This is a genomic window from Porcincola sp. LCP21S3_C12, from assembly GCF_052118625.1.
In the GTDB taxonomy this organism is placed as follows: Bacteria; Bacillota; Clostridia; order Lachnospirales; family Lachnospiraceae; genus Porcincola.
Map to the genome: position 1 here is coordinate 149,073 of NZ_JBQKGW010000002.1, position 17,668 is coordinate 166,740.

Below are 17,668 nucleotides of genomic sequence, written 5' to 3' on the forward strand. Positions count from 1 at the left end.
CCGGGCAGTTACACGCCTTTGTCTTTTTCATCCTCCGCCAGGATATCCCGGATCAGCACCCGCTCATCCATCGGGTATTTCTTCCCGTTGATCTCCTGGTAGTCCTCGTGCCCCTTGCCGGCCAGCACAATGATGTCGCCTGGCTTTCCGTGATGGATGGCATAGGCGATCGCTTCCTTCCGGTCCGTAATCCGGATGTATTTTCCGGTCGTCTTCTTTATGCCGACCTCGATGTCATCCATGATCGCCTCCGGATTCTCATACCTTGGATTGTCGGACGTGATGATCGTAAAATCTGCCATCCTGCCGGATACCTCACCCATCTCGTACCGCCTTGCTCTGGCGCGGTTTCCGCCGCAGCCGAACACGCAGACCAGTCTGCCAGGATGGTATTCTCTCAAGGTCGTCAGGATGCTGGAGAGCGCCATTGCGTTGTGCGCATAGTCAATCAGCAGGATAAAGTCATCGCTGACCTTGACCATCTCCACGCGCCCCTTGACGCGGACATCCTTCAACGCCTTCAGGTAATCATCCTCCTTCACGTCAAAGTGCCTGCAGATTGCAATGGCGCAGAGCGCATTGTAGACACTGAACCGTCCCGGAATGTCCGTCACAACATGGAAGTTCAGCTCCCCCTTCACGTCAAAGGACGTCCCGAGATATCCCGGATGATAGATCAGCTTTCCATTCTCTGCATAAAGATTGTCCGTCTCCTTCAGGCCGAACGTCTCAACACTGCAGGTATGTCTCTCCAGAATCCTGCCGAGGTGAATATCATCTCCATTGAAGATGCCGACTTTGCACATCCGAAACAGCCTGCTCTTGCATTCCATGTAATCGTCAAAGGACGAGTGCTCCCCCGGCCCGATATGGTCTGCGGAGATATTCGTGAAGACACCGATATCAAACTCGATTCCCTCGACTCTGTGAAGCATCAGCGCCTGCGAGGAAACCTCCATCACGACAACCTGGCAGCCCGCCTTCACCATCCGCGCCAGATACCCCTGAAGCGTCAGGGACTCCGGCGTCGTGTTGGCACTTGGGATCTGCTCCGATCCGATCAATGTCTCAATCGTTCCGATCAGCCCGACCTTGTAACCGGCCTGCTCGAGAATGGCCTTGACCATATAGGTCGTCGTGGTCTTGCCCTTCGTCCCGGTCACACCGATCATCTTCAGCTTCGAGGATGGATTGCCATAATAGACAGCCGCCATACGTGCCATCGCAATCCGGGTATCATCTGTCTTGATAAATGTCACACCATCCGCATCGGTTCCGTACGCCTTCAGGTCGACCTCGTCTTCTACAATGATCGCGGCAACATTCTTTTTCAGCACATCCGGGATGTATTTATGACCGTCCGCAACTGCCCCCTTGATACAGACAAAGACAACACCCTCTCTGGCCTTTCTGGAATCATTCACGATCTCCGTGACCGTTGTCCCATCCTCTCCGCAGAGCACCTGATACGGGACATCCTTCAGAAGTTCCTTCAGTTTATAGTCTGCCATTCGACTTTCTCCTCTTATCAATCCGGCCTCCGCTGACGAAGATCGTCAGCGCTGCCCTGCATCAGTTCCATGAAAATTGCAGAACTTTCCCCTCATTATAGCATCCCGCCTGCTGCCGCTCAACTGCCGGAATACAGGCGGAATCCCGCACATCAAACTGGCCTTTGTCCGAAACAGCCAAAAAGGGAGCCTGCAGGAGCGGCATCCTTCGCCTCTCCCCGGCTCCTCCGATTTTTGCAGAAATGCATTCTCAGCTGGATCTGATCTCTCCGGCCCTGACCAGACTCATCTTTGTCAAGGCAGGTCCCGCCAGCTCATAGACCAGCGTCCCGGCAAGCACAACCGCCCGGATCTGTGCCGCATACTTCGGGACGACATTCCCCGCCACCAGTGTCAGTCCGATCGCCACACCAGCCTGCGGCAGAAGACAGGGTCCCAGATAATGACTGACATTTCTGCCCGCATGACCGATCCGGCCGCCAAGCCAGGAGCCGAACCATTTGCCCAGGAAACGGAAGACAATATATATGACCCCGATCAGTCCGATCTTTCCGAGCATTTTCACCTGAAGACCGGCACCAGACGCGACAAAGAACAGAATATAGATGGGTGCCGTGATGGATTCCGCCACATCCAGAATGCTGTTCGCTTCCCTGGAGAGATTCGCTACGGCCGCTCCCATCCCCATGCACAGCATCAGCGAACTGAGCCCGAACCGGTCTGCCAGTCCGATTCCCAAAAAGACAAAGCCGCACACAAGTGCAAGCCTGTTTCCATGCTTATGGAAACGGCGCATTGGAATCAGCATCAGGACACCAAGCAGAATTCCGAGCGCCAGGGCTCCGAAGATCTCCAGAACAGGCTGAAAAATAGCCCAGGCCAGATTGGCTGCCCCACCCTTGATGGACTGCGCGGCTGCCATACAGACAGAAAACAGGACCAGCGCAATCGCATCATCGAGTGCGACAACGGAGAGCAGGGTCTTCGTCACCGGTCCCCTTGCCCTGTACTGATTGATGACCATGATCGTAGAGGCCGGAGCGGTCGCTGCCGCGATGGATCCCAGGACAAGAGAAAACGGGACGGAATACCCCGTCAGAATCATCATTCCTGCAACAAACACGACGGCAAACAAAGATTCGAGGCAGGCAATGATGACAGGCGCTGTTCCGACCTGCCGGAAATATGACCGCTTGAATTCATTGCCAATCGAGAACGCAATGAATCCCAGCGCAACCTCCGGGATGATCGTCATATTATTGATGAATGACTCGGACAGCACCGAGAACGGGATTCCCAGCGCCGGCAGGAAATACGGTCCAAGCAGAAGTCCGGCGATCAGGTACCCTGTTACATTCGGAAGCCTGAGGTGCTTCATCAGCCTTCCCATAAATATACCAGACAGAACCATAATGCCAAGATTGGCAAGGACATTCAGATCCGGTGTCATGATTCTTTTACCTTGAACCCTTCCAGATGCTCGATCGGCAGCGTGAAGAGGATGCCGGTATCTCCGTGCTCCAGTCCTCCCGTCACCTTGTTGACCGCCTCGATGATGCTCGGGACCTTGTCATCCGTCGCAGCCATGAAAATCGTCCTGTTCTCCTTGTGTGCCGGATTCAGGACATTCCGGAGAGACAGGACAAAGCGAAGCTCGTCTTCCTCGTTGAGCTCCTGCATCATTCCGTGGGAACTCAGGATCGTCGCTCCCTGCAGATGTCTGGCAGAAAACTCCGACAGAAGATCCTCCATGCACTCAAGCTTGTTCAATACAATCACGACCAGTTTCATGACTGCGCTCCTTGCTTTTCAAGAATATCGTTATGTTTATACTAGCACGTGCCACTTTCACGATCAAACGGAAAGAAGACTGCCGTTTTGCCATGGACAGCCCTCAGACAGAAACACGCTCTCCCGTATCGCCGCTTTTGATCTGCCCTGCTTTCTTCCCCGCCGGAAGCGGCGGCAGCTGCGCCAGCACGATGGCGGTGAACATCAGCGCACAGCCCAGGATCTCTCTGCCGCTCAGCCGCTGGCCGAGAATCAGCCAGCCTCCGATCGCCCCGAAGACGCTCTCCAGGCACATTGCAATCGATGCAATTGTCGGGTTCAGCCCCTTCTGTCCGGTGATCTGAAGCGTGTAGGCCACTCCGCTTGAGAGGACCCCCGCAAATACGATCGAGACAGCCGCATGCAGCAGCCCATAGGCTGTCGGGTGCTCCAGCACCAGCATCAGCACGGTTGCTATGGTTCCCTGAAACAGCACCTGCCGCTGGCTGAGCCGGACCGGGTCCAGTCCCGGAGAAAAATGATCGATCACCAGGATTTGAATGGCAAACCCGGCTGCTGCGCAGAGCATCAGCGCATCGCCTCCCCCGAAGCCTTCAAGAGAACCGGCCTTGAAACAGAGAAAGTACAGTCCCGCAATCGAGACAGCCACACAGAACCAGATCTTCTTTTCGGTCTTCTTCCCAAGAAACATGGAAAAGATGGGGACAAGAATCACATACATCGCCGTGATGAAGCTCGCCTTTGCAGTCGTTGTGGTCGCAATCCCCGTCTGCTGAAAAGCACTTGCCATGCACAGCACAGCGCCGCTGGCAGCGCCAGCGATCCACAGCGCCCTCTTCTGCTGCCCCGTTGTCGGTGCAGGACAGCTCCCCGTCTGCTTCAGACGAATCCTGTCGGAAACGCGGATCACCGGGATCAGGAACAGAACCGCGATCCAGCTTCTGCAGGCCAGATACGTATAGGTCCCGACATACTTTGTCGCAATGCTCTGGAAGGAAAAGGTAAAGCCCCAGATAAACGCAGTCAGAACAAGAAGAAGTGTCTTTGTGACTGTTGTTGATTTTCTCATATTCATTGATTCCCTGTATGACATCCATTTGCCGGAAAGCAAACAGCGAAGGAAACCCTGTCTGGATTCCCTCCGCCTTTAGCGTCCGCTGCATGCAGTGTCTCATGTCTGCCTGCCGTCTCCAGCATGCGCAGCCTGGAAAATCCTTCCGCTGCCGCGCCTGCCATTGCTGTGCAGATCAATATGCCCTGCCCCAGTACACCATCTTCTTTGCCGGGCGTCCGCACCAGACGCAGGTATCGGAAAGATGTTCCTGCCGGAACGGAATGCAGCGGCTCGTGACGCCTCCGAGCTCGTCCTTAATCGCATTCTCACAGGCGACATCACCGCACCACATAGCCTTGATGAAGCCCGGCTTCGTGTTCGCGATTTCGGTGAATTCTTCTTTTGTAGCCGCGGTGTAGGTCATCGCATCGCGGCGTGCCTTCGCGTTCTCGTACATATCGTGCTGGATCTGATCCAGGACATCCTTCACCTTGTCCGCAATTCCCTCAAGCGGCGCGACGATCTTTTCACGCGTATCCCTGCGGACGATGACGCACTGCCCCTTCTCGATATCCTTCGGTCCAATCTCGACACGAACCGGAATGCCGCGCATCTCCTGGTCGGAGAACTTCCATCCCGGACTCTTGTCCGCATCGTCCAGACGTGCACGGATGCCGGCCGCCGCCAGAACCCTCTTCAGCTCCTCCGCCTTCTCAAGCACGCCTTCCTTCTTCTGCTGGACCGGAATCACCATGACCTGAACAGGCGCAACGAGCGGCGGAAGCTTCAGTCCGGAGTTATCGCCATGCACCATGATGATGGCGCCGATCAGTCTTGTCGTCATCCCCCATGAGGTCTGATAGACATACTTCTGAGTGTTGTCCTTGTCCACAAACTGGATGCCGTACGCCCTGGCGAATCCGTCCCCGAAATTGTGGGACGTTCCGCACTGCAGCGCCTTCCCGTCGTGCATCAGCGCCTCGACTGTATAGGTCGCGACCGCACCGGCAAACTTTTCCTTCTCCGTCTTCTGTCCGCGGACAACCGGAATGGCAAGGAACTGCTCCAGGAAATCCGCATACAAGTTCAGCATCTGGGTTGTCCTGTCCTCCGCCTCCTTCGCGGTCGCGTGGATGGTGTGTCCCTCCTGCCACAAAAACTCCCTTGATCTCAAAAACGGCCGGGTTGTCTTCTCCCAGCGGACAACCGAGCACCACTGATTGTAAAGTCTCGGAAGATCTCTGTAGGAGTGGACATCCTTCGCGTAGAAGTCTGAAAACAGGGTCTCACTGGTCGGACGGACACACATACGCTCCTCCAGCTGCTGGGCACCGCCATATGTCACCCATGCGACTTCCGGGGCAAAGCCCTCCACGTGCTCCTTTTCCTTATTCAGCAGACTCTCCGGGATCAGGCATGGAAGATAGACGTTCTCAACGCCTGTCTCCTTGAATCTCCTGTCAAGCTCATGCTGGATATTCTCCCAGATCGCATACCCGGCAGGCTTGATGACCATGAAACCCTTGACCTGCGTATAGCCGGTCAGCTCTGCCTTCTTGACAACATCCGTGTACCACTGTGCGAAATCATCCTCCATCGAGGTGATCTCTTCGACAAACTTCTTTTCTGCCATGTTCCTCTCCCGCATCTTCCGGAAAGCCTGCCTGCTTCCCTCCAGCATTCTCTGGCGCACCGGCAGGAAAGCCTCCCCGCCCGGCGCTCATATCTCCCTGTTCTGTCTGACAGGTATCTGATTCCGCCCGTCTCCATCCGGAGCCGGACTGCAGAGCTTCATGTTACCGTTTTCTGCCCGGTCCGTCAAGCAAGCAGTCCCGCATTGACCGATTCCACAAACCGGAGAAATGCAGCCTGCCCCGCAGCCGTCCGCTTGAACACACCGGCATCCTCCAGCACTCCCGCAAAGACGATCCCGATCTCCTTTTTCAGGATCTCATCAATGTTCTGCTCATTGATGTCCGCATACTTTCTCAGGATTCCGTCCATCCAGTCCGCGTGCTTTCCAAGCTCCTCGTCCCCATGGATATCGCGGCCAGCTAAAACAGCCTGCTTCAGATCTGCCATCTCCTTTTTGAGTCTTGCTGGAAGGATCGCACAGCCCATCACCTCGATCAGTCCGATGTTCTCCTTCTTGATGTGGTGCTTCTCCGCATGCGGATGAAAGACACCCAGCGGGTTCTCCTTCGTTGTGATATTGTTCCGGAGCACCAGATCCACCTCATAACGGCCGTCCCTTCTGCGCGCAATCGGCGTGATGGTACTGTGCTTCTCACCGTCTGTCTCCGCAAAAATAAACGCTGACTCATCCGTGTAGGCTCTCCATGCCTGCAGAATTCTGTCCGCCAGGCTGACAATTCTGGCCGGCTCTTCCCCGTTCAGACGGATCACCGACATCGGCCACCTCACGATACCGGCGTGGACATCCTCATAGCCTCTGAAGGACAGCTCACGCTCAATTTTGGCCTTTGCCATCGCGAATTCGTAGTGCCCGCCCTGAAAATGTTCATGCGCCAGAATCGACCCGCCGACAATGGGAAGGTCTGCGTTAGAGCCGACAAAGTAGTGCGGAAACTGCCTCACGAAGTCAAACAGCTTCTCAAAGGCACTGCGGTCGATCTTCATCGGTACATGCTTTGAATTAAATACGATGCAGTGTTCGTTGTAGTACACATACGGAGAATACTGCAGGCACCAGTCCCCTCCTGCGATCCGGATCGGGATCACACGGTGGTTTTCCCGCGCCGGGTGGTTGGCCCTTCCGGCATATCCGACATTCTCATAACAGAGCTGACACTTCGGATAGGCTGTCTGGGCTGCATTGCGCGCCGCGGCGATTGCCCGCGGATCCTTCTCCGGCTTGGACAGGTTGATCGTGATGTCGAGATTCCCATATTCCGTAGGAGCCAGCCATCTCATGTCCTTCGCGATCCGGTCTCTTCTGATATAATTGGTGTCCTGGCTGAACGTATAGTACCAGTCCGTCGCCTCACGCGGACTTTTCGCGTAAAGAGCGGTAAACTTCCGATTCACCTCCGACGGTCTCGGAGTCAGATATCCCATCAGCTTTGTGTCAAACAGGTCGCGGTAGGTCACCGTGTTGTCCGCGATCATCCCCTTCTCTGCCGCATAGCCGCAGAGCGTATCAAGAATCGCCGGAAGCTTTTTTCTCGCTTCCCCGGCTGTCAGATTTCCTTCAAAAATCCTGGCTTCCGCCTCCTCCGTGAGGTCGTCCAGTCCAAGCTCCCGGATCAGAGCATTTGCCGCCCAGATCCGATCCTCCGCCTCAAGAAGCCCTGTCGCATATCCATATCTCACCAATTCCGCAACCGCATTCTGAATCATTCTCCGCCTCCGCTCCAGCTTTTTACTCTGTCAATAACCAGCCGCCTGCTGCACAGTCCTCACCTTTCCGATCTGCCGGTAAACTGCCGGTTCTTACTGATTCTATCATCTGAAATCCGGCAGAACAACTATCACAACGAACTTTGCCAGTCAGTCAGCCGCTTGTCTGTAAATACTGTCCGTATGCCCCTTTTCTTTCTTAAATTCTGATTGTCGAAATGCGTCAAGCTGTATTTACAATTTAATTTCCGGAGGATAGAATGAAGCAAAGTTCAAATTGCAACGCCCGAGCGCGGAAAGGGAACGATCATGGAAGGTCTGAGGCTATACAGAAGGCGCATCATCCCGTCCGAGTGTATTCTGTTGAAGGACGACATCCTGCTGCATCGCGATAACGAAACAATCATTACCAAGTGGAAAACACTTCACCCAAAGAAGACACTGTCCCATGGATATTCGTGCTATTTTCCGGAACGCGGCATCAAGGTCAGCAAGTTCTATGACCACGAAGATCAGCTGATTTCATGGTACTGTGACATCATTGAGACCAGCTGTTCGCAGGAAGACGGGATCGACACATACATTTTCACCGATCTCCTTGCGGACGTTATCGTCTACCCGGACGGCCAGGTGCGAGTCGTGGATCTGGATGAACTGGCAGATGCTCAGCGGGACAATCTGATCACGCCGGATCAGCTCCAGGCCGCCCTGCGTCATCTTGACCGTCTGCTTCAGATTATATATAAGGGGAATTTCGGAACACTTCAGGCGTATGTCAATGATGCAGAGCAGGCTGATAAGAAGCACCTGCTGGAAGCCTAATGTTCTTTCCGGACGATGATCGATCCAGTTGTGGAGGTGTCTTTTGAAAAAACGCATTCTGTCTGCAGCTTTCGCTGCCGTTCTCCTGTTCCATTCTATGTACCAGATGCCTGTCCTCGCGGATGATCAGGCTTTCGAGGATTATTCAAAGAGAGTCAGCGAGGAGATCGCAAAGCGGGGTGACAGTGCGGAAGATTACTATGAAAATCAGGAAAAGGAAGCTGGAAAGCTGGCTGCCAAGGAAAGCTCAGAGGAGGAGACAGAGTCAGCCGAATCCCGCATGGATGCAGAAGATATCAGTCCGGACGGGAAGCTTTCGATTACTTCCTTTCACGGTTTTTCCTGGGGGACCGCGGAGGAAGACATTCGAAAAAAGGTCCTCCTGCCTGACATGGAGAATACCATCGATTATTCGCTGAAGGGGATTGATGCCTCCGGAAGGTCTCTTACCGGCAAGACCGCTCTTGAAAAGAGCGGCATCACCACTCTTGGTATCAAAGGATACTCGATCGGTGGATACGACGCGACTTCCTTCTATGTATTCGAAGGAAAAAAACTGACCGGCGGCGTCTATGAATTTTTCATGGACCAGGATGCTTTTCTGGATTTGACCAGCCAGTGCACGCTTGCCTACGGCAATCCGACGGTATCGGGCGGAGACAAGGACGATGACACTCATCAGCCCTATGCGCTCTGGGTCGATTCAGACCGCAACTTCATCTTCGCGGCGCTCAGCCTCGGTATCATGTATGGACAGAAGGACAGTGCGCTCCTCAGTGTTTTCTCGGACGGCATCGAGGACACCTGCGGCATCGACATCGAGCAGGTAATCGCTGAAGCTGATCATTCCTGATGCGGAAGCCGCGCCCCTCCTCATTTGTTCCGGCCTTTTTTGGCATTCGTTCAGCGCCTTCATCTGTTTCGGCCTTTTGGGGCTTTCGTTCAGCTCCTTCATCTGTTCCGGACATGTCCGGATGCCCGACGGCACACCACTTTGTGCATGCCTGAAGGCCTTCTGTTCGGATGGCCTTCAGGATCACACGGCTGCGTGTCCTCTGGCTTTTATCGCATTCGCTCCCTTTACAGCCAACCACCCTGCCAGGATCCCGATCAGCGCCCCGGCCAGCACATCGGAGGGATAGTGCACATACAGATACAGCCTGGAAAAAGCAATCAGAACTGCCAGGATCCCTGCCGGTATCCACAGTCTCTCTTTCCTGAAAAACAAGGCAGAGGCAACGGCAAAGGAAGCACTTGTATGTCCGGACGGAAATGAGAAATCAGCCGGCTTCGCAATCAGCAGATCCACAGCCGGATTGACCGTAAACGGGCGTGCTCTCTCAACCAGCGGTTTCAGAATAAGGTTGCAGGGGATCGCCTCCAGGATAAGCGCCGTCGTCACAATCAGCCCGAGTTTTCTTGTTCTCGGGAGGATCAGCAGGACAGCCGCCAGCACCAGCCAGACCAGTCCGGCGTTGCCGAGTGCTGTGATAACCGGAAACAGGTGGTCTCCGACTGTGTTTCGCAGATGATTCTGTATAAAATTCAAAACCGCCATATCCATATGGAACCCCTCTCCAATGCATCAAAACAACTGACCTGTCAGGAAACGATCATACCCTGAAATCGTGTCTAATTTGTATCCAAAGAAAGAAGACACAGTCCCAGATACAGGGATATGCCTTCTTTTGATAATGTGATGGATTCCTCTGTCAGACCTTCAATACCAGCGTCTCATATGGGGCCAGCAGCCTTTCTCCTTCCAGCTCCTCTCCTGTATACAGATCGGCCGATTTTCTTTTAATCTGGATCGACTGCGGCGTCTTCTCGTAGTTCAGGACGAACAGATACCCAGGCCGGTCCTTCCCGGTCCGAAGCGCGATCTCGCAGCCCGCCGGAGCCTCCACGATATCCTGATATGGTTCGATCACATCCAGCTTTTCAAAGAATACGGCCGCCGTCTGTTCTGAGAAGCAGCCGCCGAAATAGTAAACCTTTCCCTTTCCGACACTGTTCTCAATCAGCGCAGGGGTTCCAGTATAATAGGAATCCTTGTAAGTGCCAGCTGTCTTTGCCCCTTTCAGAGGCTGAAGCTCGTCATTGAACACAGGCGCCTCCAGAGTTGTCCCGTTCCAGTCCACGTGAATCATCCCTTCATCTGCAGCGGTCAGGGTGAACTCTTTGACGTCTGCTCCAGTCAGCTTTGCAGCGACTCCCGGAAGATTCTGCTGCACGCATTTCCCGGTCGGATCCTTCAACCCTGCGCGGCAGCCGAACACCAGCGTTCCTCCCTGCTCGACATAAGCCGTCAGAATCCGGACCTGCCGCTCTGTCAGGATCACCGCGTGCGGATAGAAGACAACCCGATGCTGGCTCAGGTTCTCCACAACTGCGCGATCATCCGCCTCGGACGCATCTGACTCTTCCGAGGGCAGATAGATCAGATCGACAGGCGTATGCGTATGCTGGGAGGCCGCATACAGTCCATTCATGCTCATGCGGTCGAGAGCCCCGTGCCACTCGTCGAGTTCCGCATCGAACTTATTGTCGTAGGTTTCAACGATGCCGACCTTCGCCTCGTACTGCGTTCCGGCCAGTTCGGAAATTCTGACGAACTTGTCATGAATCTCCCGGACCTCCCGGATCCTGCGATTCTCCCTTCCGGAATAATCCAGAATGCCATGCCAGTAGATCTCTGTTCCCATCGTGCTTGTCCGCCAGCGGAAATAGCTGATATAGTCGGCCCCATGCGCAATGCTCTGCATCGTCCACAGCGTAATCTGGCCAGGTCTCGGCGTCGGCGCTTCCATCCCCGTGTTCCAGCCATTTGCGCCGGACTGCTGCTCCATGATGCCGAATGTCCCCTTCAGCGCCCGCACCTCATCCAGATTCAGCCCCCAGATCCGATCCTTGAGTGTCGTCAAAGCAGTAAAGTGTGAATGGATGCCATATGCCATATTCGGGTAGGAATCATACGTCATAAAATCCAGACTGTCGCGCGTCATCCGGTGGTTGTCCAGATCCGCGAATAATCCGTTTGTCGTGATGAAATCACCTGGCTTCACATATTTCCGGAGAATGTCACTCTGAAGCTTTGCCCAGCGGCATGCAGAGTCCGATACGAAGCGTTTGTAGTCCAGCACCTCATGGGGATTCGTGTTATTGCTCAACGTCGTCCTCGGCACATACACTTCTCCCCAGGCCGTGTAGGTCTGATTCCAGAACGCCGTTCCCCAGGCTTTGTTCAGATTCCGGATGCTTCCATACTTCGCTTTCAAAAACTCACGGAAGGCCAGCGTATCACTTTCCGAGTAAAATTCATTTTTCTCACAGTTGATTTCATTGTCAAGCTGCCAGCCGATGATGCATGCCCGCTTTGCATAGTGAGCGCCAAGGCGCTCTACAATGTTCCGTGTGAATCGCTGATAGATAACAGAATTATAGTTATAATGTCTTCTCGCACCGTGCCGGTAAAGCACACCATCCTGGCGCGCATTCAGAACTTCCGGATACTTATCCGTCATCCACGCCGGCGGTGTCGCCGTCGGCGTGCAGAAAATCACCTTCATGTTCTTCTCTTCGCACAGATCCAGGAATCTGTCAAAGAAGTCATAAGAGTATTCTCCCTCCGCTGGTTCGAATACATTCCAGGAAAATTCTGCCACCCGGATGACTTCGATGCCCGTCTCGTGCATCCTGTCCAGATCCTGGTCCCACAGCTGCTCATCCCAGTGCTCCGGGTAGTAATCCGTTCCCATGATGATGCGATCACCATTCAGCAGATAACTCATGTTGGTTTCCCCCCTGTTTCAAGTACATGCCGTCGTGTCCACCTGATTTCCTCCGTTGATCATAACACGTAGTTGAATCCAACTGGATATCGTTTTCTTACAGCAGACAAGGAACAGGCAATCCGAACTCGAGCCGCTTCAACCGGCACCGGTTCTGGGTGATAAATACAGGAAATGATCAATGGCCGCACCCCTGAATTTCTGACAATACCTGAATAAAAGAGACTCAGCAAGACCATACGGCCTTCTGAGTCTCTTCTCACTTATATTCAGTTTCCTCTCGTCCTCATCCACATCCAGACAAGGACAATTCCCCAGAACACCAGGGCCCCGGCAATAATCAGGTTCTGTGCCATACCGGTCACACTTTCACATCTGACGCTGCAGCGTCCTGCGCCTTCTCACGCAGGTCCCTCAGATGAACAAGCAGTGCGTAGATTCCCGGAAGGACAACAATCAACAACAGAAAAAGTGCAATAAAAGCTAACATAGAAAACCTCACTTTCTACAAATTGCAATGTGTATATTTGCATTAGTAAAAAGTGAGCACCCCTGGACCTTTCCCATCCTGCCTCTGAATATAGTGAAGAACCCTTCTGAAGGGCAGGTTTGGCGATTCAAATCTCCTGCGGATTGAAACGGTCAGGATGGTGAAGAGAAAATTGCACAGGATGAAGACAAACGGCACTGTAAGAAGCGCTTTCGCCTCTTTCCTGCTCCAGTGCTCCCATCCGGTACTGGAATCGACCCGGATCGATATCTTTTCCGGAAGCCTGGCTGGCAGGATCTCATCCTCTGCAGCAACCTTCAGCACGGCGTGAGCCGCTGCATCAGGAAACTCGAGATTTGAGGCGCGGTTGGAAGCCGAATGAAATTCGTAGGAAATGAGCACAAAAAGAAGAGCGAATAAAAGATATCCCAGATATCTTGTTCTCTTTCCTCTCTTCATCATGCTGATCTCCAAGTAATTGCTCTGGTTCGCAATTCAACCGAAGTTTCCCGCATTCCATTTATTGAAAAAAAGACCGGCGCACCGATGCACCAGTCTTCATTCCTCTTCATGAAATGATAAAAAGCTGCTGACCAGAATCGAACTGGTGACCTCCACATTACCAATGTGACGCTCTACCGACTGAGCCACAGCAGCTGATTGACGGCGCTTGCCGTCAACTTCTATAATCTACCATAAAGCCAGATGTGTGTCAAACACTTTTTCGGCTGACACTCTTTTCTTCGCTAGCCTTCTTAGTTGGCTTCCGTTCCCTGCTCGGTGTTTGCAAGGAGGGTTTCCTTCTGAACGGCGGTCTCCGCTTCTGTCCCGCTCTTCTCTGCGCCTGCCTCTGCCTCAGTGGAAGCTACAGCTGCAGTCTCGCTCTCTGTGGAGGAAACAGCCGCTTCCGTCTGCGCTGTCGTTGTTGCTGCCGTCGTATTCTTGTCCGGCATCATATTCAGAAGAACGGCAAGTACAAGGAAGATTGCAGCCAGCAGCTTTGTGAACCGGACCATATTGCCCTCTACTGATCTGGACTTGTTCTTTGCCCAGTAGGTTTCACCGATTCCGCCGATGGTTCCAAGTCCGGCATCCTTGCCTTCCTGCATCAGGATAATCGCGGTCAGCGCGACACTGATCAGAATAAAAATGATTGTAACAAAGACTTTCATGATTGCAATCTCCCTGCTTCCTCACTGATTGTTTGATTCTGGTATGCCCAGATAGAAAAACATTATAGCACAGCATCCCTGCGCTGCCCAGTATAAATTTTACTGCTTGATCTTCTCCAGATCCGCATTGTGACCGATGATGTACATCATCAGATTCGCAGTGAGCGGCATATCCGGATCCGGCGTGACAATGATGCCGTCCTCATCCTTCAGCCCTACCACATTAAAGCAGCACGTTCTCCTGAGATTGAGCTGCGTGAGCGTCTTCCCGACCCATTCCTCCGGAACACGGACCTCCACCAGGCTGTATTCCGGTGAAAGCTCGATCCAGTCCATGAAGTCCCGGTCATCCATGAACTTACCGACACGCGTTCCCATCTCCTGCTCCGGATAGACAATCCGGTCCACCCCGATTTTCTCCAGGATCCGACCGTGAACCTCATTCTTTGCTCTTGCAAGGATATACGGAAAATGTCTGTCCACACAGGTCATCGCAGAGACGATGGAGGCTTCCATATGATCGACCATCGTGATCACTGCTCCATCAATGTTTTTCAGACCGAGTCCCTCGATGGCCTCCGGGTCCAGGACATCTGCCGTCATCGCATAGCTGACATCCTCCGCAATCTGCTGGATTTTCACCGGATCAATGTCCACGGCAATCACCTGGCTGCCGCCCTTCTCAAGTGTTCTGGCTACCGCTGCTCCAAACCGGTCGACACCGAACACAACGTACTTCTTCTTCATCGTCAACGCCTCAGCCCTTCTTCATTCTCTGCCTGACAATTTCATAGCCAAGCACGCCGGCTGCAACTGACGCATTCAGTGAGTCGATATCCCCGTTCATCGGGATCCGCGCGGTAAAATCGCACTTCTCCTTCACCAGGCGGCTGACACCATTTCCTTCATTGCCGATCACAACCCCGATCGGGCCGGTCAGATTCAGATCATACATCAGTTCCCCGTCCATGTCTGCACAGACAAACCACATGCCTTCCTTCTTCAGCTGTTCGATGGTCTGTGAAAGATTCGCAACCCGCGCAACGGGTGTGTAGTTGAGTGCTCCTGCCGAAGCCTTGGCGACGGTTGCCGTCAGGCCGACTGCCCTTCTCTTCGGAATGATGATGCCATGCGCGCCCATCAGATTGGCAGAACGGATAATCGCGCCGAGGTTGTGGGGATCTTCAATGTCGTCGAGCAGAAAGAAAAACGGCGCCTCTCCCTTCTCCCGCGCCCGCTCAAGCAGATCCTCCACCTCCGCGTAGGCGTAGGCAGCGCACTGAGCGATCACGCCCTGGTGCTTACCGGTCTCTGACATCTCGTCAAGACGTTCTTTTGAGACAAAGGTCACGATGGCATCCGATTTTCTTGCCTTGCTGACAAGTGCAAGAACAGGTCCATCCTTCAGTCCGTCCTGTACATACAGCTTGTCGATTGTACGTCCTGCGCGGAATGCCTCCCGCACAGGGTTTCTGCCCTCAATGATCAGCTGTTCTTCTTCTATCTTCCGGCTGTTTTCCATATCCATTCCATTTCGTATGCATGAGCGCCCGGCGGCACATCCGCAGATTCTCCTGCAGATTCGCGTTCAGACCTGATCATGTGCTCCGCCCGCAGGACCGGGCTCAACCCGCGCTGTATATTCTGCCCTTTCCATGCTTACAGAGCCGGATATGCGGCCTTAACCAGCTCCATGATCCGGCTGTAACGTCTCCTCAGATATAAATAACCAAGCAGTGCCTCGAAGCCGGTTGCCTCGAGGTATTGCTCCCTGTCTGCATTCTTCGCGGTGTGATGAGGGTTTGAATTCCTGCCCCTTCTATAGACAGCTTCTTCTTCCGCACTGAAAGACGCACGGATTCGAAGCGCTCCCTCCGCCTGCATTCTGGCATTCACAAGGGCAGCCGCCTGCCTGTGAAGCTTCTCTGTCTGCATATTTGCCTGCTTCACGAGCGCTGTCCGCACAATCAGATCAAACACGGTATCGCCGATCCAGGCAAGCGTCAGGGGAGAATACTGCATCCAGTCCTTCTGCGGCAGCCTGCAGTAATGATCGACAATTGTCTGCAGATCCGCAACGTCGGAGTCCTCCGCCGTCTTCAGAACCGTCACGCTTTCTTCCATTTGACCCCTTCCCGGGTATCGAGGAGAGTGATTCCCATTCCCTGGAGCTGATCGCGGATCGCGTCTGCCTTTGCGAAGTCCTTTGCCTTTCTGGCTGCCTGTCGCTGTGCAATCAGCTCCTCGATCTCAGAATCAAGAACCTCCTTCTTCTTCTCGACCTTCAGGCCAAGAATATCGCACAGTTCCAGAAGCTCCTCTTTGACCGCCCCGATAAATTCCCTCGAGCTCTCTGCCGATGCCTCGGCATTCGCAAAACGGACAAGGTCAAAGACAACGGAAAGCGCGTCCGCTGTATTCACATCATCGTCCATCGCCGCGTCAAACTTCTCCGTGAACCCCTTTACCTCGGCGATTTTCTTCTTCTCCTCGTCGGATGCAGCCTCTGTCTTTACAACAGACAGAAGATAATCCAGGTTGTCGACAGCGTTCGTGATCCGCTCGTATGCTGCCTTTGCGGAATCCATCAGCTCCTTCGAGAAGTTCAGCGGGGAACGATAGTGCGCGCTGAGCATGAACAGACGAAGGACCATCAGATCGTACTTCTCCCCGATCTGCCTGACTGTGAAGAAGTTTCCGAGCGACTTGGACATCTTGCGGTTATCAATGTTCAGAAACGCATTGTGGAGCCAGTAGTGTGCAAATGGAACATCATTTGCGCATTCGGACTGTGCAATTTCATTCTCATGGTGCGGGAACACCAGATCTTCCCCGCCGGCATGGATATCGATCGTATCTCCCAGATAATGCTTTGCCATGACGGAGCACTCGATGTGCCAGCCCGGTCTGCCTTCGCCCCACGGTGAATTCCAGAACGGTTCGCCTTCCTTCTTCGGCTTCCAGAGCACAAAGTCAAGCGGGTCATGCTTCTCGTCCTCGCCCGTCACCTTGAGATCCCGGCCTCCGGAGCGAAGATCGTCCAGGTTCTTGTGGGAAAGCTTCCCGTATCCCGGATCCTTGCGCGTGCTGAAGTAGACGGTTCCGTCCTCTTCGTAGGCATATCCCTTCTCAATCAGCTCCTCAATCATGCTGATCATGCCGCCGATCTCCTGCGTCGCACGCGGATGGGTTGTCGCCGGCCGGACATTCATCCCTTCCATGTCCTTCTTGCATTCCTTGATGTAGCGCTCGGAAATCTCCGCTGCCGTGACGCCTTCCTGATTCGCCTTCTTGATGATCTTGTCATCCACGTCGGTAAAATTGGAAACGTAGTTGACCTCGTAGCCCTTGTGTTCAAAATAGCGTCTCAGTGTATCGAAGACGATCATCGGCCGGGCATTCCCGATGTGAATGAAGTCGTAGACGGTCGGTCCGCAGACATACATCGAGACCTTTCCCGGCGTGATCGGGACAAATTCCTCTCGTTTTTTTGTCAGTGTGTTGTAAAGAAGCATGGTCAATCTCCTCACAGAATGTTTGATAAACGTGCATTTTTCAGCACTTTTCAGTGTATCTGTCCCGCTTTCGCTTGTCAATATCAGCCAGAGGCAGTCGTCACATCTCCCGGACAGTCCCTAAGGTGCTGCGGGCAAGACGGTCATCCGATCTGCCCGTCT

Annotated in this window: 17 protein-coding genes and 1 tRNA gene; 2 read left to right on the forward strand and 16 right to left on the reverse strand. The window is 53.6% G+C overall.

The window, feature by feature from the left end:
* Positions 1-8: 8 nt before the first annotated feature.
* The 6 genes from ACTQ1N_RS01775 to galT form a co-directional block, all read right to left on the reverse strand.
* Positions 9-1,511, reverse strand: coding sequence for a UDP-N-acetylmuramoyl-L-alanyl-D-glutamate--2,6-diaminopimelate ligase (locus ACTQ1N_RS01775; RefSeq protein WP_441954054.1), 1,503 nt, complete (start codon positions 1,509-1,511; stop codon positions 9-11).
* A gap of 250 nt (positions 1,512-1,761) precedes the next feature.
* Positions 1,762-2,961 (reverse strand): cation:proton antiporter, encoded by a 1,200-nt coding sequence (locus tag ACTQ1N_RS01780; RefSeq protein WP_441954056.1) that lies wholly within the window; start codon positions 2,959-2,961, stop codon positions 1,762-1,764.
* A complete protein-coding gene (locus tag ACTQ1N_RS01785) occupies positions 2,958-3,302 on the reverse strand; it encodes a hypothetical protein (protein WP_320808523.1) in 345 nt (114 codons plus the stop codon). The genes ACTQ1N_RS01780 and ACTQ1N_RS01785 overlap by 4 nt, the downstream gene beginning before the upstream one ends.
* Before the next feature lie 103 nt (positions 3,303-3,405).
* Complete coding sequence (locus tag ACTQ1N_RS01790) at positions 3,406-4,371, reverse strand: DMT family transporter (RefSeq protein WP_441954059.1); 966 nt, start codon at positions 4,369-4,371, stop codon at positions 3,406-3,408.
* Between the two features lie 178 nt (positions 4,372-4,549).
* Complete coding sequence (proS, locus tag ACTQ1N_RS01795) at positions 4,550-5,989, reverse strand: proline--tRNA ligase (RefSeq protein ID WP_441954061.1); 1,440 nt, start codon at positions 5,987-5,989, stop codon at positions 4,550-4,552.
* 185 nt (positions 5,990-6,174) lie between these two features.
* Positions 6,175-7,716, reverse strand: coding sequence for a UDP-glucose--hexose-1-phosphate uridylyltransferase (gene galT / locus ACTQ1N_RS01800; RefSeq protein WP_441954063.1), 1,542 nt, complete (start codon positions 7,714-7,716; stop codon positions 6,175-6,177).
* Between the two features lie 309 nt (positions 7,717-8,025).
* Here galT and ACTQ1N_RS01805 point away from each other — a divergent pair, with 309 nt between their 5' ends.
* Positions 8,026-8,538 (forward strand): DUF402 domain-containing protein, encoded by a 513-nt coding sequence (locus ACTQ1N_RS01805; protein WP_441954065.1) that lies wholly within the window; start codon positions 8,026-8,028, stop codon positions 8,536-8,538.
* Positions 8,539-8,581: 43 nt separating this feature from the next.
* Positions 8,582-9,391: a hypothetical protein gene (locus tag ACTQ1N_RS01810; RefSeq protein ID WP_441954067.1), complete on the forward strand. Its 810-nt coding sequence runs from the start codon at positions 8,582-8,584 to the stop codon at positions 9,389-9,391.
* Positions 9,392-9,574: 183 nt separating this feature from the next.
* Here the strand turns inward: ACTQ1N_RS01810 and ACTQ1N_RS01815 are convergent, their stop codons facing one another.
* The 10 genes from ACTQ1N_RS01815 to cysS all read right to left on the reverse strand — a co-directional run bounded on the left by ACTQ1N_RS01815 (position 9,575) and on the right by cysS (position 17,506).
* A complete protein-coding gene (locus ACTQ1N_RS01815; protein ID WP_441954069.1) occupies positions 9,575-10,102 on the reverse strand; it encodes a phosphatase PAP2 family protein in 528 nt (175 codons plus the stop codon).
* A gap of 148 nt (positions 10,103-10,250) precedes the next feature.
* Entirely contained in the window at positions 10,251-12,329 is a 2,079-nt protein-coding gene (locus ACTQ1N_RS01820) for a beta-galactosidase (RefSeq protein WP_441954071.1), read from the reverse strand.
* A gap of 361 nt (positions 12,330-12,690) precedes the next feature.
* Positions 12,691-12,819, reverse strand: coding sequence for a hypothetical protein (locus tag ACTQ1N_RS01825; RefSeq protein WP_441954073.1), 129 nt, complete (start codon positions 12,817-12,819; stop codon positions 12,691-12,693).
* Positions 12,820-12,861: 42 nt separating this feature from the next.
* The gene (locus tag ACTQ1N_RS01830; RefSeq protein ID WP_441954075.1) at positions 12,862-13,281 is read right to left on the reverse strand and encodes a hypothetical protein; all 420 of its coding nucleotides are present in this window, start codon (positions 13,279-13,281) and stop codon (positions 12,862-12,864) included.
* A 122-nt stretch (positions 13,282-13,403) separates the two neighbouring features.
* Positions 13,404-13,476: transfer RNA gene (locus ACTQ1N_RS01835), tRNA-Thr, on the reverse strand.
* Between the two features lie 98 nt (positions 13,477-13,574).
* Positions 13,575-13,991, reverse strand: a complete 417-nt coding sequence (gene secG / locus ACTQ1N_RS01840) for a preprotein translocase subunit SecG (protein ID WP_441954077.1) — start codon at positions 13,989-13,991, stop codon at positions 13,575-13,577.
* A gap of 99 nt (positions 13,992-14,090) precedes the next feature.
* The gene (locus ACTQ1N_RS01845) at positions 14,091-14,738 is read right to left on the reverse strand and encodes a potassium channel family protein (RefSeq protein WP_320809120.1); all 648 of its coding nucleotides are present in this window, start codon (positions 14,736-14,738) and stop codon (positions 14,091-14,093) included.
* Between the two features lie 10 nt (positions 14,739-14,748).
* On the reverse strand, positions 14,749-15,513 hold the full coding sequence (rlmB, locus tag ACTQ1N_RS01850) for a 23S rRNA (guanosine(2251)-2'-O)-methyltransferase RlmB (protein WP_321049343.1): 765 nt from the start codon (positions 15,511-15,513) through the stop codon (positions 14,749-14,751).
* Between the two features lie 137 nt (positions 15,514-15,650).
* Positions 15,651-16,115: a Mini-ribonuclease 3 gene (locus ACTQ1N_RS01855; protein WP_320809118.1), complete on the reverse strand. Its 465-nt coding sequence runs from the start codon at positions 16,113-16,115 to the stop codon at positions 15,651-15,653.
* On the reverse strand, positions 16,100-17,506 hold the full coding sequence (gene cysS / locus ACTQ1N_RS01860; protein ID WP_320809117.1) for a cysteine--tRNA ligase: 1,407 nt from the start codon (positions 17,504-17,506) through the stop codon (positions 16,100-16,102). Before cysS ends, ACTQ1N_RS01855 begins: the two co-directional genes overlap by 16 nt.
* Between the last annotated feature and the right edge of the window lie 162 nt (positions 17,507-17,668).

Bases quoted from the DNA above. Each gene is read 5' to 3' on its own strand.
- ACTQ1N_RS01775 (WP_441954054.1), bottom strand. From the start codon at position 1,511: ATGGCAGACTATAAACTGAAGGAACTTCTGAAGGATGTCCCGTATCAG.
- ACTQ1N_RS01780 (WP_441954056.1), bottom strand. From the start codon at position 2,961: ATGACACCGGATCTGAATGTCCTTGCCAATCTTGGCATTATGGTTCTG.
- ACTQ1N_RS01785 (WP_320808523.1), bottom strand. From the start codon at position 3,302: ATGAAACTGGTCGTGATTGTATTGAACAAGCTTGAGTGCATGGAGGAT.
- ACTQ1N_RS01790 (WP_441954059.1), bottom strand. From the start codon at position 4,371: ATGAGAAAATCAACAACAGTCACAAAGACACTTCTTCTTGTTCTGACT.
- proS (WP_441954061.1), bottom strand. From the start codon at position 5,989: ATGGCAGAAAAGAAGTTTGTCGAAGAGATCACCTCGATGGAGGATGAT.
- galT (WP_441954063.1), bottom strand. From the start codon at position 7,716: ATGATTCAGAATGCGGTTGCGGAATTGGTGAGATATGGATATGCGACA.
- ACTQ1N_RS01805 (WP_441954065.1), top strand. From the start codon at position 8,026: ATGGAAGGTCTGAGGCTATACAGAAGGCGCATCATCCCGTCCGAGTGT.
- ACTQ1N_RS01815 (WP_441954069.1), bottom strand. From the start codon at position 10,102: ATGGATATGGCGGTTTTGAATTTTATACAGAATCATCTGCGAAACACA.
- ACTQ1N_RS01820 (WP_441954071.1), bottom strand. From the start codon at position 12,329: ATGAGTTATCTGCTGAATGGTGATCGCATCATCATGGGAACGGATTAC.
- ACTQ1N_RS01825 (WP_441954073.1), bottom strand. From the start codon at position 12,819: ATGTTAGCTTTTATTGCACTTTTTCTGTTGTTGATTGTTGTCCTTCCG.
- ACTQ1N_RS01830 (WP_441954075.1), bottom strand. From the start codon at position 13,281: ATGATGAAGAGAGGAAAGAGAACAAGATATCTGGGATATCTTTTATTC.
- secG (WP_441954077.1), bottom strand. From the start codon at position 13,991: ATGAAAGTCTTTGTTACAATCATTTTTATTCTGATCAGTGTCGCGCTG.
- ACTQ1N_RS01845 (WP_320809120.1), bottom strand. From the start codon at position 14,738: ATGAAGAAGAAGTACGTTGTGTTCGGTGTCGACCGGTTTGGAGCAGCG.
- rlmB (WP_321049343.1), bottom strand. From the start codon at position 15,513: ATGGAAAACAGCCGGAAGATAGAAGAAGAACAGCTGATCATTGAGGGC.
- ACTQ1N_RS01855 (WP_320809118.1), bottom strand. From the start codon at position 16,115: ATGGAAGAAAGCGTGACGGTTCTGAAGACGGCGGAGGACTCCGACGTT.
- cysS (WP_320809117.1), bottom strand. From the start codon at position 17,506: ATGCTTCTTTACAACACACTGACAAAAAAACGAGAGGAATTTGTCCCG.